Raw genomic sequence first — 24,840 nt, forward strand, 5'->3', positions numbered from 1 at the left:
ACGACCGCGGACCGGCAAATGATCATAGCGAGCCCAAGATCATTTTGGCCAGCACCGGAGCGGCGTGTCGCCTGGAGTAACGTGTAGCAATGTCCACGCCGCTTACCTTGGAGACCATCCGCAGCGCGCCGAAGGTGTTGCTGCATGACCACCTCGACGGTGGCCTCCGCCCGCAGACGGTGATCGAACTCGCCGATGCCTCCGGCTACCAGGGCCTGCCCACCACAGACGCGGGCGTCCTCGGCGGCTGGTTCCGCGACAACGCCAACTCCGGCTCGCTCGTGCGCTATCTCGAAGGCTTCGCCCACACGTGCGGCGTGATGCAGGACGAGGCCGCGCTCGTCCGCGTCGCCGCCGAGGCGGTCGAGGACCTGGCCGCCGACGGTGTCGTGTACGCGGAGATCCGCTACGCCCCCGAGCTGAACACCGACAAGGGCCTCTCGCTGGAACAGGTCATCGAGGCCGTGCAGGAGGGCTTCCGCCTCGGCGAGCAGCGGGTCGCCGCCACCGGCCGCAAGATCCGCATCGGCACGCTGCTGTGCGCCATGCGCCAGAACGAGGGCTGGCTGCGCATCGCCGAGCTGGCCGTCCGCTACCGCGACCTCGGCGTCGCCGGCTTCGACATCGCGGGCCCCGAGGCCGGCTTCCCTCCCACCAGGGGCCTCGACACGTTCGAGTACCTGCGCCAGCAGAACGCGCACTTCACCATCCACGCCGGTGAGGCGTTCGGCCTGCCGTCGATCTGGGAGGCCATCCAGCACTGCGGCGCCGAACGGCTCGGCCACGGCGTGCGGATCGTCGACGACATCAAGGTCTCCGAAAGCGACGGCACGGCCGAGCTGGGCCGCCTGGCCGCGTACGTCCGCGACCGCCGCATCCCGCTCGAGATGTGCCCGACCTCGAACCTGCAGACCGGCGCCGCCGCCACCCTCGCCGACCACCCGATCGGCCTGCTCGCCAAGCTGCGGTTCCGCGTCACGGTCAACACCGACAACCGCCTGATGAGCGACTGCTCGCTCTCCAGCGAGTTCGCCGCGCTGGCCGAGACGTTCGGCTACGGCTGGGCCGACCTGCAGTGGTTCACGATCAACGCCATGAAGTCGGCGTTCCTCGGGTTCGACGAGCGGCTCGCGATCATCAACGAGCTCATCAAGCCGGGGTACGCCGCGCTCACCAGGTGACCGGTAGCTCGCCCCGGCGAGCCACCGAGCCCGTTGGACGAGTAACGCGGGGGCCCCGCGTTTCCCTGAAGGAAACGCGGGGCCCCCGCGTTACTTTCACAATGCGGAAAGGCTCAGTTGGTGTTGAGCCGGTCCTCGAACTTCGCCTGCAGCTCGCGGAACGCGGCCACCTCGGCGTCGTACGGGGCGGACGGCGCGAGGCGCGTCGGGTCCGGCGCGACGACGAACGACACCAGCCAGCCCAGCGACTCGGACGAGGCGAGGGCGTCCTTCACGGACTCGTCCTCGGCCCACTCGGCCGCGTCCTCGAACAGTTCGACGGCGAGGTCGAGCTGCTGCGGGTCGAGGGAGTCGGGGCCCTCCTCCATGTCCTCGGCGATGCCGGTCAGCACGTAGACGTTCTCTTCGTCCACCTCGACGTCGAGCTCGCCCGCGGTGGCCTTGACCTTGATGTCGTTCCAGGTCTCGACCTCGGCGAGGTCGTGCTCGTCGTTCTGGGCCACGAACCGGCTGAGCGCGCGCTGCGAGCCGAAGACCTCGATCTTGCCGCGGCGGCCCAGGAACACCGGGTCGTCGCCGAGGTAGCAGCGCAGCGTGTAGAACTCGCCTGCGGACGTGATGATCTTGATGGGGTCGACGCCGACCTCGGCCCAGAAGCCGGTGGGCTCGGCCTTCTCCTCGTCGGAGTCCTCGTCGCCGGAACCGGCGGCGGCCGCGGTGGCGGCGGTCTCGGCCTCCAGGGCGGCGAGCTCCTCCTGCGCGACGGCGAGCTCCTTCTCCGGGACCTCCGGCGTGTTCACCACGCTGTCGATCGCGTCGAGGACCTCGTCCCACTTCTCGGAGACGACCTCGGACAGCTCGCCCCACAGCTTCGCGCCGTCACGGCCGCTGAACGGCAGCGTGCCCTGCGGCAGCAGCGAGAAGCCCTCGGCGCTGTCGAGCACCTCGTGAACCTTCTCCAGGTCGCAGACGTCCGCGAGCGCGCGCACGATCGCGATGACGTCGGCGAGCTCGCCGATGGTCCAGGTGTCCGGGTCCTCCGCGACGAGCTCGGGCACGCCGACGAGGTCGAACTGGTGGTTGTCGTCCGGCGACAGGTCCGCGACGCCCAGCGACGGCACGACCGGCCACGCGGGGTGGTCGGTCAGGTCGTGCTCCTCGGCGGTGCGCACGAACGCGGCGAGGTGCGCGGCGTCGGGGAAGACGAACAGGTCCTCCTCGTCACCGAGGAACGCCTCCCACTCCTCGCCCTTCTCGCGCCACCGGGGTGCCCACAGCGTGACGACGTCACCCTGCGTCAGCCCCAGCTCGATGGGGACGATGTCCTGCGCCATCCTGACCTCCCGGTCACGCCTGCCTGATGCCGTGGACGAGGGTAACGGTGCTGATCACCGACGCCACAAGGGGTTCTCGAAGAAAGCGTCCTCGTCCGGGTCCTCGACCCGCGGAGTCCGCGCCCGACGCTCGGGCGGTGCCTGCTCAGCTGGGGATTCGGGCGCTACGACCGGGTTCCAGGTCGAGCGGAAGGGCGAGTCGCCGGCGATGGACTCGACGTCGATCGCCATCCCGTCGCCGAGGGCCAGCGCCATCCTGTTGAAGCTCGTCTGCACGGCGGCGTTCGTCGCCAGCCGCGCCGTCTCGGTGACGACCTGGCCGACCGCCTGCGCACCCTGCGTCAGCAGCGCGGGGTGCAGGTGCAGCGCCTTGATCGCGCCCTTCGGCGACGCCGTGACCATGCACAGCCCGTTCGGGTGCTCGACGGTCTCGGTGAGGGCTTCGAGGTCGCGCTGGAGCCGCTCGGTGGCCTGCATGCGTTCCTCGTTCACCGCTGCCACCCGAACTCTTCGGAGTCGCGGTCGCGCGGCAGCCCCATCGCCGTCAGCTCGCGCGGGTCGACCACCCGCTCCAGCGTCTGGTGCAGCCGGGTCGAGGCGGCGCGCTGCGCCTTGTCCGCGACGCGCATGATCTCGGCGGCCAGTCCGTGCGGGCCCATCCGCAACGCGGCCGGGCTCACGGTGATCTGCCGCGGCGGGCCGCCCGGCGTCGCGACCACCGTCACCGCGCCGTCCGGTGAGGACGCCCGGCCCGTGATCGGGCCGCTGCGCGTGACGTGCTCCGACACGGCCTGCTCGACGTCGCGCACCTTCCGCGCGACGCGCTCGACGTCGTCGTCCACCTGATCACCCCCTACTGCGACAGTGTGCCGCATGTTGCTGCGTTCGGTCGTGTTGTTCGCCCTCGCCGCCCTGATGGAGATCGGTGGCGCCTGGCTCGTCTGGCAGGGCGTGCGGGAACACCGCGGGTGGCTGTGGATCGGTGGCGGCGTGATCGCGCTCGGCATCTACGGCTTCGTCGCCACGCTGCAGCCCGACGCGCACTTCGGCCGGATCCTCGCGGCCTACGGAGGGGTGTTCGTGGCGGGCTCGCTCGCGTGGGGCGTGGTCGTCGACGGCTTCCGCCCCGACCGCTACGACGTGATCGGCGCCCTGGTCTGCCTCGCCGGCGTCGCCGTGATCATGTACGCGCCCCGGTAGCGGTCAGCCCGTCGGCCGGTAGAAGCCGTAGAACGACATCCCGCTGTTCGTCGTCCGGATCGGCTGCACCTGCACCGGGTCGCCGGCCTCGACCATCTGGCCGTTGCCGATCACCATCGCCACGTGCCCGTCCCAGACGACGAGGTCGCCGGGCAGCAGCTGGTCCGGAGGCACCGACGCGCCCATCGCCTGCGACGAGGCCGGGCGCGGGAGGTCGAAGCCGGCGTTGTTGTACGCCCACTGCGTGAGGCCGGAGCAGTCGGTGCCCTGGGGCGGGTTCGCGCCGCCCCACACGTACGGCGTGCCCAGGGCGGACAACGCGTTGCGCACCGCCTTGGCCGCGGTCTCGTTCGGTGCCTCGGCGCTACTGCCGTCCGGAAGGTTCACGCCGACACCGGTGCCGGGCTGCGGCGGGATCGCCACGGGCAACCGCGGACCCGAGCCGCCGCCGCCACCTCCGCCGCCGCCCGATCCGCCACCACCGCCGCCGGAACCACCGCCGCCACCACCCGAACCGGAACCGCCGCCGGAGTTCGAGCCGGAGCCGGACTCCTGCTTGCCGGTGCCGGTGGCGCTGGAGGCCGAGGTGGAGCCCTCGTCGCCGCCGAGCGGGTCGCCGAGCTTGGCCAGCGCGCCCGCGTCCGGCTTCTGCAGGCCGTTGAGCTGACCGGCCAGCTGCGTGAGCTGGTCGCGCACCTTCTGCAGTTCGGCGGAGGTCCTGCTCTGGTACCCGGAGGCCATCCCGGCGAGGTCCGCGACCGCCGCCAGCACCACACCGGGACCCGCGACGAGTGACATGGCGAGGGCGGCGGCGAGCTTCGGCGTCGCCTTGGCCGTGAACTCGTCGATGAGGCCCTGGATCGCGGTGCGCCCGCCGGTCACTGCGGACACCCCGGTCGACGCCGCCGTCTTCAGCGCGGACGCGTTCGAGGACAACAGGGTCGTGGCCGAGGAGAAGGTGGCGACGCGGCCGGTGAAGGCGTTCGCCCGGTCGCCGGACCACGTGTTCAGCACGGCCGTCGAGGCGGAGGAGTGCCGCGTGCCGAGGTCGGTCAGCGCGGTCTCGGCGCGGCCGAAGGCGTCGCCCGCCCGCGTCGCGCCGCCGGTGTCGCCGTCGAGCTTCGCCAGGTCCTCCTTCATGGGCGCGATGAACTGGCTCAGCAGCCCCTCGACGCTCATACCTGCGCCGCCTTGGCGATCGACGCCTTGTGCGCGTCCTCCTGGGCGATGTAGGCGTCGCGGGCCTTGGCGACCGCGGTGCCGAGCCCGGCGAGACCGGTCGACGCGGCGTTCAGCGCGTCGAGCTGCGCCTGCGCGGCCGCCTGGAACGCGGCGTTGAGGCCCACCTCGCCGCCGATCTTGCCGAAGCAGTCGCCGGGCAGTGCGGTGGTGCCGTTCAACGTGCCGGTGCCGACCGCGCCGACCTCGCTCGCCAGGCCGCTCACCGCCGAGGCGTATCCGGTCAAGGCGTCGAAGTCGACCTTGAGACCCTGTTCCGCCATCTGAAAGCTCTTCCCCCAGTAGTGACCTGTTCGCCTTGATCCTGCCCCGATGGGCGGTACCTCGCCCGTCGTTCCGCCAAGATCATGGAACGGTGGGTGTGATCGAGCACTGGAACCGGATCCTGGCATGGCTGGCGGAGCACGCTCCGGCCACCCGCGCCGTGTTGCGTCCGCGGTATGACGCGCTGCCGGATCTTCGGGTTCCGATCGATCTCCAGCTCTGGTGGAGCGTCTACGGCGGCACCGAGGAAGGCCTCTACGCCGAGATCCTGCCGCCCTTCTACACACCGCTGGGCGCCGATCGCGCGTTCGTGCTGAGGGACACCCACGTGAGCAAGCCGGTGGACTCCTCGGAGGCGGGTTCGCCGGCGAGCGGATTCCACCCCGAGTGGCTGCCGATCGCGTTCGACGGCACGGGTGACGTGCTCGCGGTGGACCTGAGGCCCGGCGTGCTGCGCGGCTGCGTGGTCGAGTGGGACCAGGAGCGCAACGAGATGGTCAAGCCGGAGTGGACGTCGATCGTGGAGATGTTCGACCAGGTCGCTACGGCCCTGGAGAACCGGAGCGCGGTCGGCCACTGCTTCCCGGAGGTCAACACCGCAGGCGAGCTGGGCTGGCGGACCAACTAGGCGCCGCAAGAGGTTGATGAGGGGAGCTTTCATAAACCTGGGGTTTATCTGGTGTTTTAACCAGGAGGCTCCTGATCTTTGACATAGGCACGGCCACCGCTTGATCATCTTCGGGTTCCGTCCAAAGAACTCGATCATGACAATTGGTGGCCGTGTCTCCTAGTGTGCCTGATCAAGGTCTGAGTGCCCAAGTCCGGGTGCTGCAACGGTTCCGGCGCGAGCTCTATGACTGTTTCGGCGCGTGGCGGGACACGTTGTTCGAGCTGGTGGACGCGTTGCTGGTGAGTCCGCAGCGGCCGTCGTCGGTGCCGTGGCTGACGTTGGAGACGCCGCTGCGACGCGGGCACGGCAGCGTCTACAAGGCGTTGAAGCATGGCCGGGTCGACACCCAGGGGCTCGCGCGGACGTTGACCCGGCTGGTGATCGGCTCCGCGGACGTGGCCGATCCGCTGGTGTTCGCGCTGGACTGTTCGCAGTGGCCCCGTCCAGGCGCGGTCACCAGCCCTGGCCGGACGCTGAACTACGACGCGGCCAAGGACCGGCGTGACCGGCGGGCACCGGTGACCGAGGGCTGGTGGTTTCAGTGGCTGGCCGCCACCAACAGCGAGCACTCGTCGTGGGCGCCGCCGGTCGACCTGGCCCGGATCGGCCCCGATGACAACCATCACGCGGTCGCGGTGACCCAGATCAGGTCCCTGCTCGACCGGTTGCCCGCCGACCGGCCGCACGTGCCGGTGGTGTGTCTGGACGGTGACTACAGTGCGTCCTGGATCGGCCGGCAGCTGGCCGGACTGCCGGTGCAGATGCTGATCCGGGTGCGGTCGGACTCGGTGATGCGCACCGACCCGCCCCCGCGCCGGGCCGGGGCTCGCGGCCGGCCGCCGGTGCACGGACCGGCGATGAAACTGCCGGAGGTGGCCAGCTGGCCCGAGCCCGACGAGATCAGGATCGTGCCACCCCGGCCGGACCGGGGCCGCCGGCACGAGCTGTCGGTACTGGCCTGGCACGGCCTGCACCCGCGGCACTCCAAGAAACTCGACGAACCCGGCCGGACCCCGCACCCAGGCAAGGCACGGGAGATCGTGCGCGGCAGCGTGATCCGCATCCACTCCGCGGCACCGGACGAGAAACCGATCTGGCTTTTCTGGACCGGACCGGGCGGCTCGTTCGACCTGGACCGGCTCTGGCGGGCCTACCTGCGCCGCTTCCACATCGAGCACCTGTTCCGGTTCATCAAACAGCACCTCGGCTGGACCGCACCGAGGCTGCGCACCCCCGAACAGGCCGAACGATGGAGCTGGCTGATCGCCGCCTCCTACACCCACCTGCACGCCGCCCGCGACCTCGTCGCAGACCACCGCCTGCCCTGGGAACGCGCGGGCCTGATGTCCCCGCTACGGGTCAAACGCGGATTTCGGATACTTCAGCCCGAGCTGGACACCCCGGCCAAGTCCCGCAAACCCTCCCAGCCCGGCCCCGGCCGCCCACCCGGACGCACCTCCACACCCGCACCCCGCCACCCCGTGACCCGCAAACACCCCAGCTCACCCAAACCCAAGACACACAACAAGAAACGAGCCGCCGCTGACGCGACGGCCCGCTAAAGAGCTCACCTGAGGTTAAAACACCAGGTTTATGAAAGCTCCCCTCATCAACCTCCCGGCAGTTACCGCGTGGCGGCGAGTGAGCGCTGCGGCTGGGGGACGGCGGTGGCCGTCACGCGGGCGTGGACCTTCACGGCGGCCAGCGCGCCGAGCCAGCCGAGCGCGGTGCCGGTGGTGTTGGTGATCAGGTCGTCGACGTCGAAGATCCGGTTCGCCCACATCAGCTGTGAGCCCTCGATCAGCAGCGAGACGCCGTAGCCGATCAGCGCGGCCTGGCCGGCCGTCCGCCTGCCCCAGAACATCAGCAGGGCGCCGAGCGGCACGAACAGCAGCACGTTCAACGTCATCTGGTCGAACGCGACCTGCCCGTCGCGGAAGGTGTCGGCGACCCACTGGAACGGCACCAGCTGCACGGACTGACGCGGCGCCACGGCCTGCACCGGCAGGAACGTCGCCGAGAACAGCATGCTCGCGTAGACGGTGATGGTGGCGCCGCGGAAGGTCAGCTGACGAAACAGCAGCTGCGGGAGCAGGAAAACGACCGACAGGAAAACGCCCCACTGGATGCTCGCGAGCTGTGCATTCGTCATGAATCAAAGCTATGAAAAAGGCCCTCAGCGCACATCGCGCTGAGGGCCGGTTCCGACCTCGTACTTCCGGCCGAGTGCTACTCCGCCGCGTAATCCCTCGGGCTGATGCCGCGTAGTACCGGACCACAAGCCAGGGCTGCTACCAGCGCGACCACGACACCGACGGCCACCGGAGCGACCACCCACGGCGTTATCGGAATTTCTCCGTGACCCACCATTCCGCGCGCCAGCGAGAACAGTCCGAGGCCCACGACAATTCCCGCGCCGCACGCCGCGAGTGTGACGGCGAACACCGGCAGCATCACTTCTCGGCGCAATGCGTGACGCAGCACACGAACAGGAGTTCCGGCCGCGATCAACGCACCGAAAGTGCGCCTGCGGTCGATCACCGACCCGGCCGCCGCCACCGCCGCGCCGATGCCGCCGAGCACCGCCGCGATCGAGAGCCCGATGACCGTGGCCCGCCGCAGGTCGGCCGTCATCGTGTCGCTGTACAGGCCCAGCTGCTCCCCGTCCGTGAGCCGCACGCCGGGCAACGTGCCGATCAGCGCGGTGTGCACGGCTTCGCGGTTCTCGGCCGTCGTCGGCATGCCGACCATCGACACGTCATCGGCGATCGACGGCAGCAGCTCCCTGTCGATGAACGCGTCCACCCGGCCGCCCGCCGTGAAGGGCCGCGTCTCGTACTTCTCCGGCAGCGTCGCGGTCAGGTCGTCCTGCCCGCTCGCCTTGAACTCGTTGCCCTGCAACGGGCTGGGTGCGTACACGGCGGGTCCGGGCTGACAGGTGAGGCCGGTCAGCACCTTCGCGACGTCCGCGCACTGCCCGACGACGACGTACGTGCCGTTGTCGCCGCTTCTGATCATGCCGTCCAGCATCGTGACGATCGGCGCCGAGGTCGCCAGCCGCAACGGCGTGACGTCGTGCGTCACCTGTTCCGCCACGATCGCGTTCTCGCTCCACGTGCTGTCGCGGTAGGGGACCTGGCTCTCCAGGCCCGGCAGCATCGTGAGCGCCATCGAGCCGGTGAAGACGGCGATCACGACGCCCGCCGAGCCGCGGAACGCCGCCACCGGGTCACCGGAGAGCCTGCGTCCGGCCAGCAACGTCGAAGGCCTTTTCCAGCGCCCGACGAAGAACCTGCCGACCCACGCGGTCAGCACGGGTCCCGCCAGCACCAGCGCGAGCGCCACCGCGCCGAGGCCGAGGAGCACCACGGTGAACTGGCTGTCGCCGCTGCCTTGCTGCGCGTACATGATCCCGAGGAAGAACACGCCCAGCGCACCGGCGATCGTCAGCAGCCGCCACGACCGGACCTTGCGCTGCTCCTGCGCGGCGAGCGGCTGGTTCACCACGCGCCGCAACCCGAGGATCGCCGCACCGATGACGAGCAGCGGCGCGAGCACGGCCACCGCCGCCACGACCGCGGGCTCCGGCACGAAGTCGCCGGGAAACCAGGTGCCGCCCTCCCACGGGATCTTCGCGGTGAGGTGGCTGAACGGCTGTGCCAGCAGTACACCCAGCACGCTGCCGACGACCGCGCCCACCGCCGTCTCGATCGCGGTCATCACGACGACCTGCCGCGGGGACGCGCCGGCGAGCCGGAGCGCGGCGAGGCGCCGTTCCCGTTTCGCCGCGGTCAGCCGGGCGGCCGACGCGACCAGCACCAGGCACGGCACGACCAGCACCACGAGCCCGACGCGGGTGAGCAGGTAGAGCATGCCCTTGTAGTCGTCGCGGTACGAGCCGCCGCCGGCCAGATCTGTTGCCGGGTAACCGTTCCGGAGCTTGTCGTGGCCGACGATCGCGACGAGCTCGCCGGGGTACTTGAGCGCCTCCGGCCCGAGCTCGGCGATCTGCGTGCCGGGGAAGCGGTTGCCGAGCTTCTCCGCGGGAGTGTCGCGGACCAGGTCCGCGAGGGCGGGGGACAGCAGCACCTCGCCCGCCTCCGGGAACCTGGTGATACCGGCGGCGACCTCGATCTGACCCTGCTGTTCGCGTGCGACGTCGAACCGTTCGATCAGCTTGCCGTCGAAGGAGTCCTGGTTCACGGCAACGGAAATGGCCGCGTTGTCGGCCTGGCCCAGCACGTCGCGCCACGCCGTGCGGTCCGCGCGCGCCTGCAGGCCGTTCGGTGCGGCGAGGAGCCAGAGGACGAGCGACACCGCGATCATCACGCCGAGCGCGACCAGCACGGTGGCGACCTGGCTGCGGCGGTCCCTGCGCAGGACCGCGAGAGCGATCCTCACGCCGACACCGCCTGGCCGAAGTCGGGCACCGCGATCTTGCCGTCCTGGATCTCGACGACGCGCAGCGCCCGGTCCGCGATGGCCTTGTCGTGCGTGACGATCACGACGGCCGCGTTGGTCTCCTCCGCGGCCCGCAGCAGGGCGGTCATCATCTCCTGGCCGGTACGGGTGTCGAGGGCGCCGGTCGGTTCGTCCGCGAAGATCACCCGCGGCCGGTGGGCGAGGGCGCGCGCGATCGCGACCCGTTGCGCCTGCCCGCCCGAGAGCTGGTCCGGCCGCCGCTTCTCCATGCCCTGCAGGCCGAGCCGCGCGAGCCAGAGCCGGGCCGCACCCAGTGACTCCTCCCGCGAGCCGCCGGCGAGCAGCATCGGCAGTGCCGCGTTCTCCTCGGCGGTCAGCTCGGCGACCAGCATGCCCGACTGGAACACGAACCCGAACTCCGTGCGCCGCAGCGCGCTGCGCCCGGTCTCGTTCAGTTCGCCGACCGCGCGCCCGTCGAGGAACACCTCGCCGCCGTCGGCGCGCAGGATGCCGGACAGCACGTGCAGCAGGGTCGTCTTGCCGGATCCGGACGGACCGACGACCGCCAGCACGTCACCGGCGTAGATGTCGATGTCCACCCCGGCGAGCGCGTGCACGTCGCCGTAGGTCTTGACCAGGCCACGAGCGGCCAGAACCGAATTCATGGTCCTCACGGTGCCTGGTCGGGGCCCGCGAAACCTCAGCCTTGACGACACACCGGGTCAGCCGGATGACCGAGGCCCGAGTGGCGTGGTGGTCCTACCGTTGTCTCCCGTGGAGACTCATCGGGGCCAATGGCCGATCGCCGCCATCCTCGCCGTGCTGATGCTCGGCGAGCTGTTTCTGGTGGGCTCACCGGGCAGCGGCGAGGCACTGGTGTGGCTGCTCACCGTTCCCATGTGCATCGTGGCCGTCACGTCGTTCAAGTCGCGTGCCTTCACCATTCCGGTGGCGGTCGTGTCGATCTTCTTGTCGTCGTTCGTCATCCGGCTCTTCAACGTGACCGTGCCCACGATCCTGAGCCCGCTCACCATCGCCGAGACGGCCGCGTGCCTGGTCATCGTGGCTGTCGTCGTCCGCGAGGAACCCCGCCGCGCCGCCACCTGGTCGGTGGGCTCGCTGGCGGCCGTGAGCTTCTTCGCCGCGATCGTCCGCGACAACTGGCTTTCGGGCAGCAACTACAACGAGATGCTCGGCTCGCTCGTCCTCGGCTTCACCGCCGTCGGCACCGGCCTGTACTTCCGCGCCCGCGACACCGAGAGCGGCCGCATGATCGCCGCCGTCGTCACCGACGCGCAGAAGGAAGAACGCATCGCGCTGGCCCGCGAGCTGCACGACGTCGTCGCCCACCACGTGACGGGCATGCTCGTGCAGGCCCAGGCCGCCCTGGAGGTCTCCGACGACGACCCGCGAGCGGCCCACCGCCTCCTGCCCGGCATCGTCCGTTCGGGCACGGAAGCCCTGGGCGCCATGCGCCGCCTGGTCGGCACCCTGCGCCAGGGTGAGAGCGAGGCCGCCACCACCGACCTCGCCGCCGACGTCATCTCGGCCGTCGAACGCACCCGCGAACTGGGCTTCGAGACGCGCCTGCGCATCGACCTGCCCGACGACGTCGCCCCCGAGCTCGGCCGCTCGGTGTTGCGCCTGGTCCAGGAGTCGCTCACCAACGTGCACAAACACGCCCAGTCCCCCACGATGATCGACGTGGAGATCTCTCGCACGTCCAGCGGGGCGTTGCGCGTGGTCGTGGCGGACGACGGCCGGCCTGGCGAGCTGAACCAGGGTGGCTACGGTCTGGTGGGCATGCGTGAGAGGGTCGACCTGCTGGGCGGCCTGTTCTCGGCGGGCCCGCGAGGCAACGGCTGGCAGGTGCTCGCCGAGCTACCCCTGGAAGGGAAGAAGTGATCTCGGTTCTCATCGCCGACGACCAGGAGATGGTCCGCGTCGGGTTTCGGATGATCCTGGAGAAGCAGCCGGACATCACCGTCGTCGCCGACGTGGCCGACGGCGTCTCGGCCGTCACGGCTGCCCGTGAGCTCAACCCGGACGTCGCGCTGCTGGACATCCGCATGCCGGGGCTCGACGGGCTCGAGGTGACGAAGAAGCTGTCCCCCACCACGAAGGTGGTCGTGGTCACCACGTTCGACCTGGACGAGTACGTCCACACGGCCCTGGAGAACGGGGCTTCCGGGTTCCTGACGAAGGACGCCGGGCCGGCCCTGCTGGTGGAGGCCGTCCGTGCCGCCGCCGCCGGGAACGCGCTGATCTCGCCCCAGGTGACCGTCCGGATGCTGGAGCACTTCGCCCGGCCCGCGTCGCGGCCTGACCTGTCGTTGCTGACCGCGCGGGAGCAGGACGTGGTCCGGGAGGTGGCCAGGGGGTTGTCGAACCAGGAGATCGCGTCGTCGTTGTACCTGTCGCTGTCGACGGTGAAGACGCATCTGGCTTCCGTGCAGACCAAGCTGAACGTGAAGAACCGCGTCGGGATCGCCTCGTGGGCATGGCGGGCGGGCCTGGTGAACTCGTGACGGGGCAACCGGAGTCCGAGTTCCCGCGCACCATCGGCAAGGTCGCCAACCGTGAGCTGACCGCCCACGGCTACACGACGTTCGACTCGTTGACCACGGTGTCCGCCAAGGAGTTGCTGAAGATCCACGGCGTGGGGCCGAAGGCCGTCCGGATCCTCGGCGAGGAGCTGGCGGCGCAGGGCAAGGCCTACGCCGCCGACTGACGGTCTACACGCCCATCGGGTGCCAGACCGTCTTCGTCTCCAGGTACGCGCGCAGGCGGGACATGTCCGGCGTCGCGGCGAAGTCCTCGCTGGGCTTGTTGCGCAGCACGCGCTTCACGGTGCCCGCCGCCGAGCGCTCCAGGTCGGTACGCAGGGACTCCGGGGCGCCGGTGAGGTCCAGGGCGTTCACGTCACCGTGCGAGGCCAGCCAGGGCGCGATCTCCGCCGTGCGGCCGGTGATGATGTTGACGACGCCGCCGGGGACGTCGCTCGTGGCCAGCACCTCGGACAGGGTGATCGCGGGGAGCGGGCGGTCCTGCGAGGTGATGACCACGCAGGTGTTGCCCGAGGCGACCACCGGTGCGATCACGGAGACCAGGCCCAGCAGTGACGACTGCTGGGGTGCCAGTACCGCGACCACGCCCGTCGGTTCCGGGGTGGAGAAGGAGAAGTACGGGCCCGCCACCGGGTTCGAGGAACCCAGGACGGCGGCGATCTTGTCCGTCCAGCCCGCGTACCAGACCCAGCGGTCGATGGCGGTGTCCACCAGCGACTGGGCCTTCTCGGCCGGCACGCCCTCCGAGGTGGCGACCTCGGTGACGAACTGCTCGCGGCGGCCCTCCAGCACCTCGGCCACCCGGTACAGGACCTGGCCGCGGTTGTAGGCCGTGGCGCCGGACCAGGCAGGGAAGGCCTTGCGGGCGGCGGCCACCGCGTCGCGGGCGTCCTTGCGGGAGCCCTGCGCGGCGTTGGCCAGGAAGGTGCCCTTGGGGTCGGTCACCGGGTAGCTGCGGCCGGACTCGGAACGCGGGAACTTGCCGCCGATGTAGAGCTTGTAGGTCTTCGCGACCGTGAGTCGATCAGACATCGAGGTAGGCCTCCAGACCGGTGCGGCCGCCCTCACGGCCGAAGCCCGACTCCTGGTAACCGCCGAACGGGGCGGTCGGGTCGAAGCGGTTGAACGTGTTGGACCACACCACGCCGGCGCGCATGCGTTGTGCCATCCAGAGAATGCGCGAGCCCTTCTCGGTCCAGACGCCGGCGGACAGGCCGTACGGGGTGTTGTTCGCCTTGGCCACCGCCTCCTCCGGGGTGCGGAAGGTCAGGACGGACAGCACCGGGCCGAAGATCTCCTCGCGGGCGATGCGCATCGCCTGCGACACGCCTGAGAAAACCGTCGGGGCGAAGAAGAAACCCTTGTCCGGCAACGCGCAGGAGGACGTCCAGCGCTGGGCGCCCTCGGCCTCGCCGGACTCGGTCAGCTCCTTGATCTTGGCCAGCTGCTCGCTGGAGTTGATCGCGCCGACGTCGGTGTTCTTGTCCAGCGGGTCGCCGACGCGGAGCGTGCTGACGCGCGCGTGCAGCTTCTCGATCAGCTCGTCGGCGATGGACTCCTGCACGAGCAGCCGGGATCCGGCGCAGCAGACGTGGCCCTGGTTGAAGAAGATGCCGTTGACGATGCCCTCGACGGCCTGGTCGAGCGGGGCGTCGTCGAACACGATGTTGGCCGCCTTGCCGCCCAGTTCCAGCGTGAGCTTCTTCGACGTGCCGGCGAGCTGGCGCTGGATGACCTTGCCGACGTCGGTCGAGCCGGTGAAGGCGACCTTGTTGACGTCCGCGTGCCCGACCAGCGCGGCACCGACGTCACCGGCACCGGGGATGATGTTGACGACACCCGGCGGCAGGTCGCACTGCTGGATGATGTCGGCCAGCACCAGCGCGGTCAGCGGCGTGGTCTCGGCGGGCTTGAGCACGACGGTGTTGCCGCACGCCAGCGCCGGTGCGATCTTCCACGCGGCCATCAGCAGCGGGAAGTTCCACGGGATCACCTGTCCCGCGACGCCCAGCGGCTTCGGGTCCGGCCCATAACCCGCGTAGCCGAGCTTGTCTGCCCAGCCCGCGTGGTAGAAGAAGTGCGACGCGGCGGTCGGCACGTCGACGTCGCGCGACTCCTTGATCGGCTTGCCGTTGTCGAGCGACTCCAGGACGGCGAGCTCACGGCCGCGTTCCTGGATCTGCCGCGCGATGCGGTAGATGTACTTGGCCCGCTCGGATCCGGGCATCTTCGACCACACGCGGTCGTAGGCCCGGCCCGCGGCCTTGACCGCTGTGTCCACATCGGACTGCGACGCCGTCGAGACCTCCGCGAGCACCTCTTCGGTGGCGGGGTTGATGGTCTTGAGCGGCTCGCCGGTGCCCTCGACGAACTTGCCGTCGACGAACATCCGGTAGTTCGGCTTGAGGTTCGCGATGTCCCGCGACTCGGGCGCGGGGGCGTATTCCCACATGTCTTCAGTCCACCGTCACGTAGTCCGGGCCGCTGTAGTGGCCGTCCAACTGGGTCCGACGCTGCATGAGCAGGTCGTTGAGCAACGTCGACGCGCCGAACCGGAAGAGGTTCGGGTCGAGCCACTCCGGACCGGCCACCTCGTGCACGGCCACCAGGTACTTGATCGCGTCCTTCGTGGCGCGGATGCCACCGGCGGGCTTCACCCCGCGCAGCTCACCGGTCTGCGCCTTCCAGTCCTTTACCGCTTGCAGCATCACGTGCGTGACCGGCAACGTCGCGGCGGGCTGCACCTTGCCGGTCGACGTCTTGATGAAGTCACCGCCGGCCAGCAGCGCGAGCCACGACGCGCGGCGCACGTTGTCGTACGTCACGAGCTCGCCGGTCTCGAGGATGACCTTGAGGTGCGCGTCCCCACAGGTTTCTTTGATCTTGACGATCTCCTCGAACACCTGCCCGTACCGGCCGGAGAGGAACGCGCCGCGGTCGATCACCATGTCGACCTCGGAGGCGCCCTGCTCGACGGCGAACCGGGTGTCGGCGAGCTTGATGTCCATCGTGCTGCGCCCACTGGGGAACGCCGTCGCGACGCTGGCGACGTTGATCCCAGTGCCCTTGAGCTCGTCGGCCGCCGTCCTGACCATGTCCGGGTACACGCAGACCGCCGCGACCTTCGGCACGTCCGGCCGTTCGGGGTCGGGCCTGCGGGCCTTCGCGGCGAGACCGCGCACCTTGCCGGGCGTGTCCGCGCCTTCGAGCGTGGTCAGGTCCACCATGCTGATCGCCAGGTCGATGGCGTGCAGCTTGGAGGCCTTCTTGATGCTCCGCGTGCCGAGGCCCGCGGCTCGTTGCTCGACGCCGACCTGGTCGACGCCGGGGAGCCCGTGCAGGAAACGCCGCAGCGACGATTCGTCGCGCACGGCGTCAGCCAGGGCCGACGGCAGTGTCGTTGGAGCAGCCATGTCCGCGAGTCTAAGCGGATTGGGACGCCCGTCCTAAGTGAGCATGTTCGCGCTGCTCAGGACACGGGTGAGGCGGGTCTGACGGTCCGTTCGCCGGTGCCGTCGACGATGACGATCGCGCCCCGGCGACCCAGCTCCTCGTAGTGCTCCGCGAACTCGTCGAGGTCCTCGATCGGCTCGTCCAGCCAGGACCAGTCACCCGGCAGCCGTGCCAGCTCGTCCCGCACGATCTCGATCACATGGTCGAAGCGGCTGACGTCACGCCGGTACTGGAAACCGGCGTCCGGACAGGCGAGGACCACGGTCCACCGATGGCCGGCGCGTTCCCCGTCCATCTTCAGCCACACGGTCGCGCCGGCGAACCCGGCGAGCTCGATGAGGTCGGCGACCTTCGTCACTCAAGGAGTTCGCGCAGGATCTGGGACTTTTTCTTCTTCGGCCCCTTCACCTCGACGCCACCCATGATCGCGAGCCCCGTGATCCGCACCGTCGGCGCGCCGGGGATGTGCCGGCGGCTCGGCACGCGTTCCTCGAAGGCGCCCATGAACCCGAACCCGTCGACCTTCACGTTGATGTCGTCGGGCACGCGGATCTCGATGCCACCCCAGAACGCGAAGCAGCTGATGGTGACCTCGGCCTCGGCGAAGTTCGCGTGGGTCAGGTCGAGCTCGACGCCACCCATGATCGCGACGGCGTTGTGCATCCGCGGCACGACCCAGCCGCCCTTGCGGTTCACGCCCGACCAGAAGGCCACGGACACCGCGCTACCCGGCTGCCCGCCGATGCGATCGCTCACCACAGGCTGGTACTGCGGCACGGCGGGCGGCTGCGGCAGGCCGCTCAGCACCAGGTCGGCGGTGATGGGAACGAGTTCGCCGTACGTCTTCGCGGCGTAGACCGCCACGAGCCGCTCGTCCAGCTCATGGATGTCGAGGCGGCCCTCGGCGGTCGCCTTGTGCAGCACCTGCGCGATCCGTTCCCGGTCCGCGTCCGAGGCGCGCATGTGACTCTGGTCAGCGGGTACCAGCTCGTCGCTCACCCGATCGAGTCTAAAGCTCTCACTTGCGGTTCGGTGCGTACTTCACCGTGATCGCGAACGCCACCACCAGGAGCGCGGCGAGCGCCGAAGCGAGGGCCGGGCTGTAGCCCCACGTCAGCGGCAGCACGCCGATCACCACGCCGATCGACGCCGAGACACCCAGGATGACCAGCGGGGACTCACACAACTGCTGGACGGGCTTCTGTTCCATCGTCACCGTTCACACCTCCGCGTCTCAACTGGTTACGAGACATTTCGGTGCCGGTGGGTCGCTTCTTGACTCCCGGATCGGGTTGTGTGGCCCCCTGAACAGGTGGCCTTGTTTCGCATAAACCGAAGATGTCTTCGGTTTATGCGAAACGTCAGGCGGTCCGGAGGAAGATCTTCCAGGCGGCGGCGGGGAAGACCAGGGTGCCGGAGGACGGGGCCTTGGAGTCGCGGACGGCGACAGCGGCCTCGGCTGTGAACGCGACCTCGACGCACTCGCCGCCGCTGCCGCTGTAGCTGCTCTTGCGCCACATGAGGTCCATCGGGTGTCGCTCCTCCCATCAAGCCAGCTCGCTCTCGATGCTAGTGATGAGGTGAAGCGATTCGTCAGGCGACAGCGCTACCGAGTGAATCTTCGACCAAGCAGTCTTGGCGCCCCTGACGTGGACACTTTCCTCCAGGAACGTGTTCGTGTTGCGGCCTTCGACCTGGATCAGCGTGCCCTCGTCGCCGAAGTCCAGAATCAGCAGTGCGCCGTCGAGTCCTGGGTGTGCCGGTGCGTCGTGAGGCACCGCCTGAACAATCACGTTTCGACGCTTGGCCAGTGCGCGGAGGTGCCGGAGTTGGTCAGCCATCATCGCTGGGTCGTCGAGCCGGCGGCGAAGAGCCATCTCGTCGATCAACAGGTGGATCTTGATGCGCCCGATCACCACCTGCCGCCCCATCCGCGAAGCGACGAGGGTCTCTATCTGGTCGGCGGTAAGCCCATCGGTGACTCCACGAAGGGTGATTCGCGCATACTCGGGTGTTTGAGCGAGGCCGGGGATCAAGAGCGGTTGATAGTTGAAGACCGCCTCCGCGCGCCGCTCGAAGTAGATGATCTCCTTCCAGTTGCTGGGCAGCTGGCCGTGGATTTCTTGCCAGTTTTTGGTGTGCCCGGACCGGACCAGCGCCATCAGCTCTTGCCGAGGTTGCAGGGGCGCGCGCAGAAAGCCGAGCACCGCGGCCACGTCGTCAGCGTCCAACCCCCGGTCTCCGGTTTCCATCCTGCTGACCTTGGCCTCCGAGAAGCCGAGGGCGCTGGCGACCTCCTTGCAGCTCAACCCGCGTTCCTTGCGCAGTGCGCGCAAAGTGCTGGACACGTGGTTGTGGCGAAATGAGGCACCCCGCTGACTCATGCCCCGAAGGATCTCGCCTTGCCACCCTGGCAAGAAACTGTTGTCGCCCAAATGAGCGCGTTGCGCGACACCATGGCAAGGACCGACCGTTACCCGCATGCTGCTGTTGGACACCGAACGGGACCCGACGCGTTTCCGGCGGAGAATCCCAGGACACCTGCCGGGCCAAGGCCAATGCCATTCCATGATGGAAGTCAGCCTCAACGCGAGATTCCTGCTGGTGCACCTGGCATCCATCGCGCGCTTCACCATCGCGATCCAGAAAGACGACGTCCTCCGCCTTCTGCATCTGCTGGCTGATCCTCAACGGGCCCAGGTTCCGGTCTGAAACGGAGACTCCGGCCGCTACCTGCACCTCCAGCCGTACCACGGCCCCCTGCCACTGCCGTACCGCGACAAGCCGGTGGAGCTGCACCTGCCGGGCGACATCAGGATCGTGTTCCGCGCCGACGAGCTCCGCAAAGAAGCCACCGCCGGCTACCTGCACCTGGTGGGCCCGTGATCCCAGACCTTCAGGGCACGCGGTGGTGCCGCTGCACGGGCAGCGACGGCAAACCGGCCGTCCTCACGCTTTCCTGGCGCGAAGACGTGGTCAGCTGCCAGACCTCGGCAGGGGACTGGTTCGCCCTCACCGCAAAAGAGGCGCGCGAACTCGCCGAGGCGTTGCTCTACGGCGTGGGCCGGCGCAGCGGCAGCCCCGCCGCCCGGTAGATCGAGTCGATCACGGCCATGTTCCTCACCGCGTCGTCCGCATCCGTGGGGAACGGCTTGCCGTGCAGCACCGCGTCGGTGAACGCGTCCAACTGGTAGGCGTAGGTCGGGCGCCGGCCGAACGTCTCCACCGACCTCCTGTTCCTGAGCCGCAACGACAGGCGGTGCGCCGCCTGCGGGCCGAGCGGGTTGAAGACGCTCAACGTGCCGTTCTCGCCGATGGCCTTCATCGACAGCTTGAGCACCGTCGACGACCACAGCGACGCGTGCACGGAACCCGTGTGGCCGGACGGGAAGCGCAACGAGGCGCGCATCGCCCGGTCGATGGAAGGTGCGCGCAGCAACGCCCGCGCCGAGCGCACCTCGGGTTCTTCGCCGCCCAGCAGCCGTGCCATGTGCACGGCGTAGCAGCCGGCGTCCATCATCGCGCCGCCAGCGAGCCCGTAGTCGTAGCGGATGTTGGAGAACAGCGGCAGCGGGAAGCAGATGGACGCTTCGACGTGCCGCAGCGGGCCCAGTACGCCGGACCGCATGATCTCGTCGACGCGGACGGCCAGCGGGTGGTAGCGGTAGTGGAACGCCTCCATCACCACCAGCCCCGAGGCGTTCGCGGCGGCGGCCACCGAGGCGGCCTCGGAAGCGTTGGCGGTGAACGGCTTCTCGCACAGCACGTGCTTGCCCGCCTCGAGGGCGGCCAGCGTCCACTTGCCGTGCAGGCCGTTGGGCAGCGGGTTGTAGACGGCGTCGATCGCCGGGTCTGCCAGCAGGTCCTCGTACGAGCCGTGGACGCGCGCGATGCCGTGCCTGTCGGCGAAAGTCTGCGCTCGCTCGGCCGATCGCGCGGCGACCGCCACTACCTCGGCGACCGTCGAGGAGCGGGCCGGGCGGAGGACAGCGGCCGGCGCGATCGTGGCCGCGCCGAGCACTCCGATGCGCACGTGGTCCGTCACGCGACCGACCCTACACCGCGTAGTTAACGGCGTTCACTCCACCAGATCGGTGGCTCGTGGCGGGAAGTAGGTCGCCTTCTCGACGGGGAACGGCGTGGACCAGTTCCACGACTCCATCTGCGCGCGGGACCGCCTGCCGAAGAACGCGCGCCAGAACTCGTAGCCATCGGCCTCGACGACGACCGGGCCCTCGCCGAGGGTGCCGAACTCCGTCTTGACGGTCAGGTCGGTGAGGAACCGCGTGACGATGACGGTCAGCACGGGCTGCCAGGCGTGGTCCGGCACGCGTTCGCGGCCGAGCAACGCGCGCAGGTCCGCCTCGTGGGCGAGCGCGTCCATCGCCATCTGCGTGGGAATCTTGGTCAGCCGGTCGCCGTCGGCGTTCCACTGCTCCAGCAGGTCGAGCACCGGCACGTCCGCGCGCTCGGCGATGTGCCGCGCGGTCCACTCGGCACCGGGGGCGCCCTCGACCCGGCCGGCGGCGAAGTCCGCCGCCACGCCGGCAAGGTGCGCGAGTAACAGGTGCACGGTCCACTCAGGACAGGCGGGCACGGTGCGGGCCAGGTCTTCCGAGCTCAACCCCATCGCGAGTCCGACGGTGCGCTGGCGGGACTCCCGGTAGATCTCTTCGAACACCCCTAGCTCCTCACAGCGGTTACGGTGTCGGACATGGACGTCCTCGTCGTCGATCATCCACTCGCCAAGGCGAGACTCACAACCATGCGTGACGCGCGCACGGACAACGCGGCGTTCCGCGCGGCGTTGCAGGAACTCACCGTGATGCTGGTCTACGAAGCGATGCGCGAGGCGCCGGTGAAGGAGGACCGCACACACACGCCGGTCGCTCGCACCATCGGCTACAAGCTCGCGAACCCGCCGTTGCTGGTGCCGGTGCTGCGGGCGGGGCTCGGCATGGCGGACCAGGCGCACAAGCTGATCCCCGACGCGCAGATGGGGTTCGTCGGTCTCGCGCGCGACGAGGAGACGTTGCAGCCGACGCCGTACATGGAGTCGCTGCCGGAGGACCTCGCCGGACGGCCCGTGCTCGTGCTCGACCCGATGCTCGCGACCGGTGGCTCGATGGCCTACACGATCCGGCTGCTGACCCAGCGCGGCGCGACCGACGTGACGGCCGTGTGCGTGCTCGCGGCGCCCGAGGGCATCAACCACCTCGAGGACTCGAAGCTCCCCGTACGTCTCGTCACGGCGTCGGTGGACGAACGGTTGAACGATTCCGGCTTCATCGTGCCCGGTCTGGGCGACGCCGGTGACCGTCTGTACGGGGCGGTTTAGGACATACCTCCGATCGGACGTAGCAGTGGTCTAGACCTCAGGCCTATCGTGCTGTGGACCACATCGCCGCTGCCGCGAACGATCTAGGGAGACTCATGTCCAGACGGAGATGGGGTGTCGCCGCGCTGACGGTCGGCGCCCTGTCCGCGTCGCTGGCCGTTGTGCCCGCGAACGCCGACGTCGAGACCAATGGGCACCACGGTTACTCGAAGTCCCGCACCGTCGGGTACTTCATCCAGTGGGGCGTGTACGGCCGGAACTTCCGCGTCAAGAACCTCGTGGACAGTGGGGCCGCCGCGCGGCTCACGCACCTGAACTACGCCTTCGGTTTCCTCGACGAGTCGGGCAAGTGCGTCAGCGCCGACCCGTGGGCCGACTGGCAGATGCCCTACACCGCGGAGCAGTCCGTGAGCGGCAAGGCCGACGAGGCCGGTCAGGTCCTGCTGGGCAACCTCAACCAGCTCAAGCAGCTCAAAGCCAAGTACCCCAAGCTGAAGGTCAACATCTCGCTGGGCGGCTGGACGGGCTCGCGCTACTTCTCCAACGCCGCGCTGACGCCCGAGTCGCGTGCCGCGCACGTCAAGTCGTGCACCGACATGTGGATCAAGGGCAACCTGCCCGGTCTGCCGGAGGGTGCCGCGAAGGGTGTCTTCGACGGCATCGACCTCGACTGGGAATGGCCTGCCAGCAACGGCAACATGGAACCGCCCAACGTGGTGCGTCCCGAGGACAAGCAGAACTTCACCAAGCTGCTCGCCGAGTACCGCAAGCAGATGGGCTGGAACCGCGACCTGACCGCGTTCCTGCCGGCCGACCCGGCGCAGGTCGACCGGGGCTTCGAGGTCTCGAAGGTGTTCTGCTACCTCACCTTCGGCACGTTGCAGGGCTACGACTACCACGGTGCGTGGGACGCGCAGGCGAACCAGCAGTCCGCGCTCCGCGTGCCCAAGGGTGACCCGGCGGAGTTCGAGTTCAGCTCCGAGGTGACGGTCAACGCGTGGCTCCGCCGCGGTGCCCCGCGGTCCAAGGCCGTGCTCGGCGTTCCGTTCTACGGCCGCGGCTGGACCGGTGTCGCGCCCGGCACGCGCAACGGCCTGTTCGGCACGGGTACGCCCGCGCCGGCCACGTACGAGGCGGGCTACGAGGACTTCAAGGTCCTCAAGACGAAGCTGGCCGACCCGAAGTACAAGATCTACCGCGACGGGCGCGCGGGCTTCGCGTGGATCTACGACGGCACGACGTGGTGGACCTACGACGACGCGACGGAGATGAAGCGCAAGGCCCGCTTCATCAACGACCGCCGGCTCGGTGGCGCGATGATCTGGTCGCTCGACGGTGACACCGCCGACGGCGAACTGATCAAGGCGCTCGACGGCGCTCTGAGGTAGGGCCGCGCAGAGACGGACTGTCCTAACCGGACAGTTCAGCGGGTCCGGGGAGGTTTCGCGGCGGCCGCCTCCCCGGATTCCGTGCTGTCACGGGCTTCCGGCCAGCCAGCCCCTGCCGTGCGCGCGCAACGCCAGTTCGTAGGTGGCGGCCGCGTCGACGCCGGGCGGCAGGTTCCCGTTGAGCTCCAGGCTCACCAGGCCGTGCGCGATGCCCCACATCGACATCGCGATCTGCTCCGGGTCCTCCGCGAGGTAGACGCCCTGCTCCACCGCGCGCCGCACCGCGTTGATCACCGGAGCGAACGTCCTGCCCGCCGCGCGGCTCATCTCCTTCGTCGGTTCGACGACCTTCGAGTAGAGCACCGAGTAGAACTGCGGGTCCTCCAGCGCGCCGCGCCGGTACGCGAGCCCGATCCGCAGCAGGTCCTCCGCCGGGTCGTCGGTGACCGGCACTGCCGCGAGCTTGCGGCCGAAGCTGGTGAACGCCTCGTCGTAGAGCGCCTCGAGCAGCGCTGGTTTTCCGCCGAAGAGGGAATAGACCGCCGTCGTCGAGGTGTTGACGTCGGTGGCGATCTTGCGCAGGCTCACCGCGGCGGGGCCCTCGGTGCTGAGCAGCTCGCCCGCCCGTTCGAGCAGACGCCGCCGCAGCGCGTCGTCGTGGGTCCTGGGCCTGGGCATCACGCAATCCTAACGGTCTCTGGCCTGTGTGGTATCAAGTTGATACCGTGCTGAGAATGGCGATGACCTTGCGGTTGACCGAAGAGGAGAACCTGCGGCTCGCTGAACTGGCGCAGTCCGAGGGGCGCTCCAAGCAGGAGGTCGTGCGGCTGGCGATCGCGGATCGTTACCAGCGCATGCAGCAGGAGGAGAAGCTCGGCGAGGTGCTCGGGCGCGTCCTGCCCAAGTACCGGGGTCTTTTGGATAGGCTCGGACCTTCCTGAAACTGTCAGACCTCTGTGATCAACTGGACGCCGTGATCTCCTACCTCGACGCCGGGGACCTCTTAGTCCTGGCCACGGCCGTGACCGGCGGCGATCTCGTCGTCAGGGACATCGGCCTGCTGGACACGGCGGCCTACCGTCCCCGCGCCACCGTCCTCGGCGTGGAGGCCTACGACACGCTGTGGCTGAAGTCCTCCGCCCTGCTTGACTCGATCGTGCGAACCCGCCCCCTGGTCGAGGGAAACTGGCGGCTCGGCTGGGTCGCCGCCGTCACGATGTGCGACATCAACGGCTACTGGATCGACGCCGACGAGGACGACGCGCTCGACCTCGTCCGCTCGCTGGGCCGTGACAAGATCGACGTGCCGGAGATGGCCGGCCACCTCGAGGCATGGGGGCTTCCGAAGGATTCCGCTTGACCTAGAGTGCACTCCAGGTCATAGCGTCGAGCTCGTGAGTTACTCGATAGCCCAAGCCGCGCAGCGCAGTGGGTTGTCCATCGACACCTTGCGCTACTACGAACGAATCGGGCTCGTCGACCCGCCCGCACGGGACTCGGGCGGCCGGCGCAGCTACTCGGAGGAAGACCTCGGCTGGCTGGCCTTCGTGACGCGCCTGCGCACGACCGGCATGCCGATCCGCATGATGCGCGAGTTCGCGCAGCTCAGGCACAGGGGCGACCTGACGGCGGGCCGCCGCAAGCAGATCCTCGTCGAACACCGCGGCGACGTCCGCGCCCGCATCGCGGAGCTGCAGACGTGCCTGGACGTGCTCGACTACAAGATCGACCACTACGCGGTGGTCGAGCGTGACTTGGAGGCGACGGCGTGAGCCGTTCATTGG

General features: G+C 69.2%; 33 protein-coding genes. 14 read left to right on the forward strand and 19 right to left on the reverse strand.

Annotation, left to right across the window (positions count from 1 at the left end):
• The first annotated feature begins 89 nt into the window (after positions 1 to 89).
• Positions 90 to 1,181 (forward strand): adenosine deaminase, encoded by a 1,092-nt coding sequence (locus ACRSBM_RS00550; RefSeq protein ID WP_434438563.1) that lies wholly within the window; start codon positions 90 to 92, stop codon positions 1,179 to 1,181.
• A gap of 113 nt (positions 1,182 to 1,294) precedes the next feature.
• Here ACRSBM_RS00550 and ACRSBM_RS00555 read toward each other — a convergent pair whose 3' ends face one another.
• Genes ACRSBM_RS00555 through ACRSBM_RS00565 form a run of 3 tightly spaced genes read right to left on the reverse strand, consistent with a single transcriptional unit; the run spans position 1,295 to position 3,357 of the window.
• Positions 1,295 to 2,515 carry a primosomal protein gene (locus ACRSBM_RS00555; RefSeq protein WP_434438565.1) on the reverse strand — a complete coding sequence of 407 codons (1,221 nt, stop codon included), beginning with the start codon at positions 2,513 to 2,515 and terminating at the stop codon, positions 1,295 to 1,297.
• 54 nt (positions 2,516 to 2,569) lie between these two features.
• A complete protein-coding gene (locus ACRSBM_RS00560; RefSeq protein ID WP_434438566.1) occupies positions 2,570 to 3,016 on the reverse strand; it encodes a YbaB/EbfC family nucleoid-associated protein in 447 nt (148 codons plus the stop codon).
• Positions 3,004 to 3,357, reverse strand: coding sequence for a YbaB/EbfC family nucleoid-associated protein (locus tag ACRSBM_RS00565; RefSeq protein WP_434438568.1), 354 nt, complete (start codon positions 3,355 to 3,357; stop codon positions 3,004 to 3,006). The genes ACRSBM_RS00560 and ACRSBM_RS00565 overlap by 13 nt, the downstream gene beginning before the upstream one ends.
• Positions 3,358 to 3,388: 31 nt before the next feature.
• Here ACRSBM_RS00565 and ACRSBM_RS00570 point away from each other — a divergent pair, with 31 nt between their 5' ends.
• Entirely contained in the window at positions 3,389 to 3,715 is a 327-nt protein-coding gene (locus ACRSBM_RS00570) for a YnfA family protein (protein WP_434438569.1), read from the forward strand.
• A 3-nt stretch (positions 3,716 to 3,718) separates the two neighbouring features.
• Here the strand turns inward: ACRSBM_RS00570 and ACRSBM_RS00575 are convergent, their stop codons facing one another.
• Together ACRSBM_RS00575 and ACRSBM_RS00580 are read right to left on the reverse strand one after the other, a co-directional pair.
• On the reverse strand, positions 3,719 to 4,894 hold the full coding sequence (locus ACRSBM_RS00575) for a C40 family peptidase (protein ID WP_434438570.1): 1,176 nt from the start codon (positions 4,892 to 4,894) through the stop codon (positions 3,719 to 3,721).
• A complete protein-coding gene (locus tag ACRSBM_RS00580) occupies positions 4,891 to 5,217 on the reverse strand; it encodes a hypothetical protein (RefSeq protein ID WP_434438572.1) in 327 nt (108 codons plus the stop codon). The genes ACRSBM_RS00575 and ACRSBM_RS00580 overlap by 4 nt, the downstream gene beginning before the upstream one ends.
• Before the next feature lie 92 nt (positions 5,218 to 5,309).
• On the opposite strand from ACRSBM_RS00580, the gene ACRSBM_RS00585 reads away from it, so the two are divergent.
• Together ACRSBM_RS00585 and ACRSBM_RS00590 are read left to right on the forward strand one after the other, a co-directional pair.
• Positions 5,310 to 5,846 carry an SMI1/KNR4 family protein gene (locus ACRSBM_RS00585; protein WP_434438574.1) on the forward strand — a complete coding sequence of 179 codons (537 nt, stop codon included), beginning with the start codon at positions 5,310 to 5,312 and terminating at the stop codon, positions 5,844 to 5,846.
• Between the two features lie 197 nt (positions 5,847 to 6,043).
• Positions 6,044 to 7,450 (forward strand): transposase, encoded by a 1,407-nt coding sequence (locus ACRSBM_RS00590; protein WP_434438575.1) that lies wholly within the window; start codon positions 6,044 to 6,046, stop codon positions 7,448 to 7,450.
• 62 nt (positions 7,451 to 7,512) lie between these two features.
• Here the strand turns inward: ACRSBM_RS00590 and ACRSBM_RS00595 are convergent, their stop codons facing one another.
• The 3 genes from ACRSBM_RS00595 to ACRSBM_RS00605 form a co-directional block, all read right to left on the reverse strand.
• Positions 7,513 to 8,040, reverse strand: a complete 528-nt coding sequence (locus ACRSBM_RS00595; protein ID WP_434438576.1) for a VanZ family protein — start codon at positions 8,038 to 8,040, stop codon at positions 7,513 to 7,515.
• Between the two features lie 77 nt (positions 8,041 to 8,117).
• Complete coding sequence (locus tag ACRSBM_RS00600) at positions 8,118 to 10,289, reverse strand: FtsX-like permease family protein (RefSeq protein ID WP_434438577.1); 2,172 nt, start codon at positions 10,287 to 10,289, stop codon at positions 8,118 to 8,120.
• Positions 10,286 to 10,975: an ABC transporter ATP-binding protein gene (locus tag ACRSBM_RS00605; RefSeq protein WP_434438579.1), complete on the reverse strand. Its 690-nt coding sequence runs from the start codon at positions 10,973 to 10,975 to the stop codon at positions 10,286 to 10,288. Before ACRSBM_RS00605 ends, ACRSBM_RS00600 begins: the two co-directional genes overlap by 4 nt.
• 109 nt (positions 10,976 to 11,084) lie before the next feature.
• On the opposite strand from ACRSBM_RS00605, the gene ACRSBM_RS00610 reads away from it, so the two are divergent.
• Genes ACRSBM_RS00610 through ACRSBM_RS00620 form a run of 3 tightly spaced genes read left to right on the forward strand, consistent with a single transcriptional unit; the run spans position 11,085 to position 13,041 of the window.
• On the forward strand, positions 11,085 to 12,215 hold the full coding sequence (locus tag ACRSBM_RS00610) for a sensor histidine kinase (protein WP_434438580.1): 1,131 nt from the start codon (positions 11,085 to 11,087) through the stop codon (positions 12,213 to 12,215).
• The gene (locus ACRSBM_RS00615) at positions 12,212 to 12,838 is read left to right on the forward strand and encodes a response regulator transcription factor (RefSeq protein ID WP_434438582.1); all 627 of its coding nucleotides are present in this window, start codon (positions 12,212 to 12,214) and stop codon (positions 12,836 to 12,838) included. Before ACRSBM_RS00610 ends, ACRSBM_RS00615 begins: the two co-directional genes overlap by 4 nt.
• Positions 12,835 to 13,041, forward strand: coding sequence for a hypothetical protein (locus ACRSBM_RS00620; protein ID WP_434438584.1), 207 nt, complete (start codon positions 12,835 to 12,837; stop codon positions 13,039 to 13,041). Before ACRSBM_RS00615 ends, ACRSBM_RS00620 begins: the two co-directional genes overlap by 4 nt.
• A 4-nt stretch (positions 13,042 to 13,045) precedes the next feature.
• Here ACRSBM_RS00620 and ACRSBM_RS00625 read toward each other — a convergent pair whose 3' ends face one another.
• The 8 genes from ACRSBM_RS00625 to ACRSBM_RS00660 form a co-directional block, all read right to left on the reverse strand.
• On the reverse strand, positions 13,046 to 13,909 hold the full coding sequence (locus tag ACRSBM_RS00625) for an aldehyde dehydrogenase family protein (RefSeq protein WP_434438585.1): 864 nt from the start codon (positions 13,907 to 13,909) through the stop codon (positions 13,046 to 13,048).
• Complete coding sequence (locus tag ACRSBM_RS00630; protein ID WP_434438587.1) at positions 13,902 to 15,329, reverse strand: aldehyde dehydrogenase family protein; 1,428 nt, start codon at positions 15,327 to 15,329, stop codon at positions 13,902 to 13,904. Before ACRSBM_RS00630 ends, ACRSBM_RS00625 begins: the two co-directional genes overlap by 8 nt.
• A gap of 4 nt (positions 15,330 to 15,333) precedes the next feature.
• Positions 15,334 to 16,290: a deoxyribose-phosphate aldolase gene (gene deoC, locus ACRSBM_RS00635; protein WP_434438589.1), complete on the reverse strand. Its 957-nt coding sequence runs from the start codon at positions 16,288 to 16,290 to the stop codon at positions 15,334 to 15,336.
• A 56-nt stretch (positions 16,291 to 16,346) separates the two neighbouring features.
• On the reverse strand, positions 16,347 to 16,688 hold the full coding sequence (locus ACRSBM_RS00640) for a hypothetical protein (protein ID WP_434438591.1): 342 nt from the start codon (positions 16,686 to 16,688) through the stop codon (positions 16,347 to 16,349).
• Positions 16,685 to 17,329 carry a DUF1707 SHOCT-like domain-containing protein gene (locus ACRSBM_RS00645; RefSeq protein ID WP_434438592.1) on the reverse strand — a complete coding sequence of 215 codons (645 nt, stop codon included), beginning with the start codon at positions 17,327 to 17,329 and terminating at the stop codon, positions 16,685 to 16,687. Before ACRSBM_RS00645 ends, ACRSBM_RS00640 begins: the two co-directional genes overlap by 4 nt.
• A gap of 19 nt (positions 17,330 to 17,348) precedes the next feature.
• Entirely contained in the window at positions 17,349 to 17,546 is a 198-nt protein-coding gene (locus ACRSBM_RS00650) for a hypothetical protein (protein ID WP_434438594.1), read from the reverse strand.
• A gap of 145 nt (positions 17,547 to 17,691) precedes the next feature.
• Positions 17,692 to 17,859, reverse strand: coding sequence for a DUF397 domain-containing protein (locus ACRSBM_RS00655; RefSeq protein ID WP_434438595.1), 168 nt, complete (start codon positions 17,857 to 17,859; stop codon positions 17,692 to 17,694).
• Between the two features lie 18 nt (positions 17,860 to 17,877).
• Positions 17,878 to 18,714: a helix-turn-helix domain-containing protein gene (locus tag ACRSBM_RS00660; protein ID WP_434438597.1), complete on the reverse strand. Its 837-nt coding sequence runs from the start codon at positions 18,712 to 18,714 to the stop codon at positions 17,878 to 17,880.
• Positions 18,715 to 18,811: 97 nt separating this feature from the next.
• On the opposite strand from ACRSBM_RS00660, the gene ACRSBM_RS00665 reads away from it, so the two are divergent.
• Positions 18,812 to 19,042, forward strand: a complete 231-nt coding sequence (locus tag ACRSBM_RS00665) for a hypothetical protein (protein WP_434438599.1) — start codon at positions 18,812 to 18,814, stop codon at positions 19,040 to 19,042.
• A gap of 170 nt (positions 19,043 to 19,212) precedes the next feature.
• Positions 19,213 to 19,425, forward strand: coding sequence for a hypothetical protein (locus tag ACRSBM_RS00670; protein ID WP_434438600.1), 213 nt, complete (start codon positions 19,213 to 19,215; stop codon positions 19,423 to 19,425).
• Here ACRSBM_RS00670 and ACRSBM_RS00675 read toward each other — a convergent pair.
• Both ACRSBM_RS00675 and ACRSBM_RS00680 read right to left on the reverse strand, forming a co-directional pair.
• Positions 19,383 to 20,375, reverse strand: coding sequence for a Gfo/Idh/MocA family protein (locus ACRSBM_RS00675; protein WP_434438602.1), 993 nt, complete (start codon positions 20,373 to 20,375; stop codon positions 19,383 to 19,385). The genes ACRSBM_RS00670 and ACRSBM_RS00675 overlap by 43 nt on opposite strands.
• Before the next feature lie 33 nt (positions 20,376 to 20,408).
• Entirely contained in the window at positions 20,409 to 21,011 is a 603-nt protein-coding gene (locus ACRSBM_RS00680) for a maleylpyruvate isomerase N-terminal domain-containing protein (RefSeq protein ID WP_434438604.1), read from the reverse strand.
• Between the two features lie 33 nt (positions 21,012 to 21,044).
• On the opposite strand from ACRSBM_RS00680, the gene upp reads away from it, so the two are divergent.
• Positions 21,045 to 21,668, forward strand: a complete 624-nt coding sequence (gene upp, locus ACRSBM_RS00685; protein WP_434438605.1) for a uracil phosphoribosyltransferase — start codon at positions 21,045 to 21,047, stop codon at positions 21,666 to 21,668.
• A gap of 95 nt (positions 21,669 to 21,763) precedes the next feature.
• The gene (locus ACRSBM_RS00690) at positions 21,764 to 23,056 is read left to right on the forward strand and encodes a glycoside hydrolase family 18 protein (RefSeq protein ID WP_434438607.1); all 1,293 of its coding nucleotides are present in this window, start codon (positions 21,764 to 21,766) and stop codon (positions 23,054 to 23,056) included.
• 87 nt (positions 23,057 to 23,143) lie between these two features.
• Here ACRSBM_RS00690 and ACRSBM_RS00695 read toward each other — a convergent pair whose 3' ends face one another.
• Positions 23,144 to 23,734, reverse strand: coding sequence for a TetR/AcrR family transcriptional regulator (locus ACRSBM_RS00695; RefSeq protein WP_434438609.1), 591 nt, complete (start codon positions 23,732 to 23,734; stop codon positions 23,144 to 23,146).
• A gap of 56 nt (positions 23,735 to 23,790) precedes the next feature.
• On the opposite strand from ACRSBM_RS00695, the gene ACRSBM_RS00700 reads away from it, so the two are divergent.
• From ACRSBM_RS00700 to ACRSBM_RS00710, 3 genes are read left to right on the forward strand one after another with little or no spacing between them, the layout of a single operon-like run.
• Positions 23,791 to 23,997: a CopG family transcriptional regulator gene (locus ACRSBM_RS00700; protein ID WP_434438611.1), complete on the forward strand. Its 207-nt coding sequence runs from the start codon at positions 23,791 to 23,793 to the stop codon at positions 23,995 to 23,997.
• 32 nt (positions 23,998 to 24,029) lie between these two features.
• Complete coding sequence (locus tag ACRSBM_RS00705; protein WP_109639135.1) at positions 24,030 to 24,416, forward strand: type II toxin-antitoxin system death-on-curing family toxin; 387 nt, start codon at positions 24,030 to 24,032, stop codon at positions 24,414 to 24,416.
• Between the two features lie 34 nt (positions 24,417 to 24,450).
• Positions 24,451 to 24,828: a MerR family transcriptional regulator gene (locus tag ACRSBM_RS00710; protein WP_434438614.1), complete on the forward strand. Its 378-nt coding sequence runs from the start codon at positions 24,451 to 24,453 to the stop codon at positions 24,826 to 24,828.
• Positions 24,829 to 24,840: the final 12 nt, after the last annotated feature.

The sequence above is a fragment of the Lentzea xerophila genome (genome assembly GCF_051094245.1).
Taxonomy (GTDB): Bacteria; Actinomycetota; Actinomycetes; order Mycobacteriales; family Pseudonocardiaceae; genus Lentzea; species Lentzea xerophila.

Coding starts and splice junctions, on each gene's coding strand:
- ACRSBM_RS00595 (WP_434438576.1), bottom strand. CDS start 8,040: ATGACGAATGCACAGCTCGCGAGCATCCAGTGGGGCGTTTTCCTGTCG.
- ACRSBM_RS00655 (WP_434438595.1), bottom strand. CDS start 17,859: ATGGACCTCATGTGGCGCAAGAGCAGCTACAGCGGCAGCGGCGGCGAG.
- ACRSBM_RS00630 (WP_434438587.1), bottom strand. CDS start 15,329: ATGTGGGAATACGCCCCCGCGCCCGAGTCGCGGGACATCGCGAACCTC.
- upp (WP_434438605.1), top strand. CDS start 21,045: ATGGACGTCCTCGTCGTCGATCATCCACTCGCCAAGGCGAGACTCACA.
- ACRSBM_RS00690 (WP_434438607.1), top strand. CDS start 21,764: ATGTCCAGACGGAGATGGGGTGTCGCCGCGCTGACGGTCGGCGCCCTG.
- ACRSBM_RS00570 (WP_434438569.1), top strand. CDS start 3,389: ATGTTGCTGCGTTCGGTCGTGTTGTTCGCCCTCGCCGCCCTGATGGAG.
- ACRSBM_RS00605 (WP_434438579.1), bottom strand. CDS start 10,975: ATGAATTCGGTTCTGGCCGCTCGTGGCCTGGTCAAGACCTACGGCGAC.
- ACRSBM_RS00555 (WP_434438565.1), bottom strand. CDS start 2,515: ATGGCGCAGGACATCGTCCCCATCGAGCTGGGGCTGACGCAGGGTGAC.
- ACRSBM_RS00550 (WP_434438563.1), top strand. CDS start 90: ATGTCCACGCCGCTTACCTTGGAGACCATCCGCAGCGCGCCGAAGGTG.
- ACRSBM_RS00665 (WP_434438599.1), top strand. CDS start 18,812: ATGCTGCTGTTGGACACCGAACGGGACCCGACGCGTTTCCGGCGGAGA.
- deoC (WP_434438589.1), bottom strand. CDS start 16,290: ATGGCTGCTCCAACGACACTGCCGTCGGCCCTGGCTGACGCCGTGCGC.
- ACRSBM_RS00580 (WP_434438572.1), bottom strand. CDS start 5,217: ATGGCGGAACAGGGTCTCAAGGTCGACTTCGACGCCTTGACCGGATAC.
- ACRSBM_RS00695 (WP_434438609.1), bottom strand. CDS start 23,734: ATGCCCAGGCCCAGGACCCACGACGACGCGCTGCGGCGGCGTCTGCTC.
- ACRSBM_RS00575 (WP_434438570.1), bottom strand. CDS start 4,894: ATGAGCGTCGAGGGGCTGCTGAGCCAGTTCATCGCGCCCATGAAGGAG.
- ACRSBM_RS00660 (WP_434438597.1), bottom strand. CDS start 18,714: ATGAGTCAGCGGGGTGCCTCATTTCGCCACAACCACGTGTCCAGCACT.
- ACRSBM_RS00625 (WP_434438585.1), bottom strand. CDS start 13,909: ATGTCTGATCGACTCACGGTCGCGAAGACCTACAAGCTCTACATCGGC.
- ACRSBM_RS00700 (WP_434438611.1), top strand. CDS start 23,791: ATGGCGATGACCTTGCGGTTGACCGAAGAGGAGAACCTGCGGCTCGCT.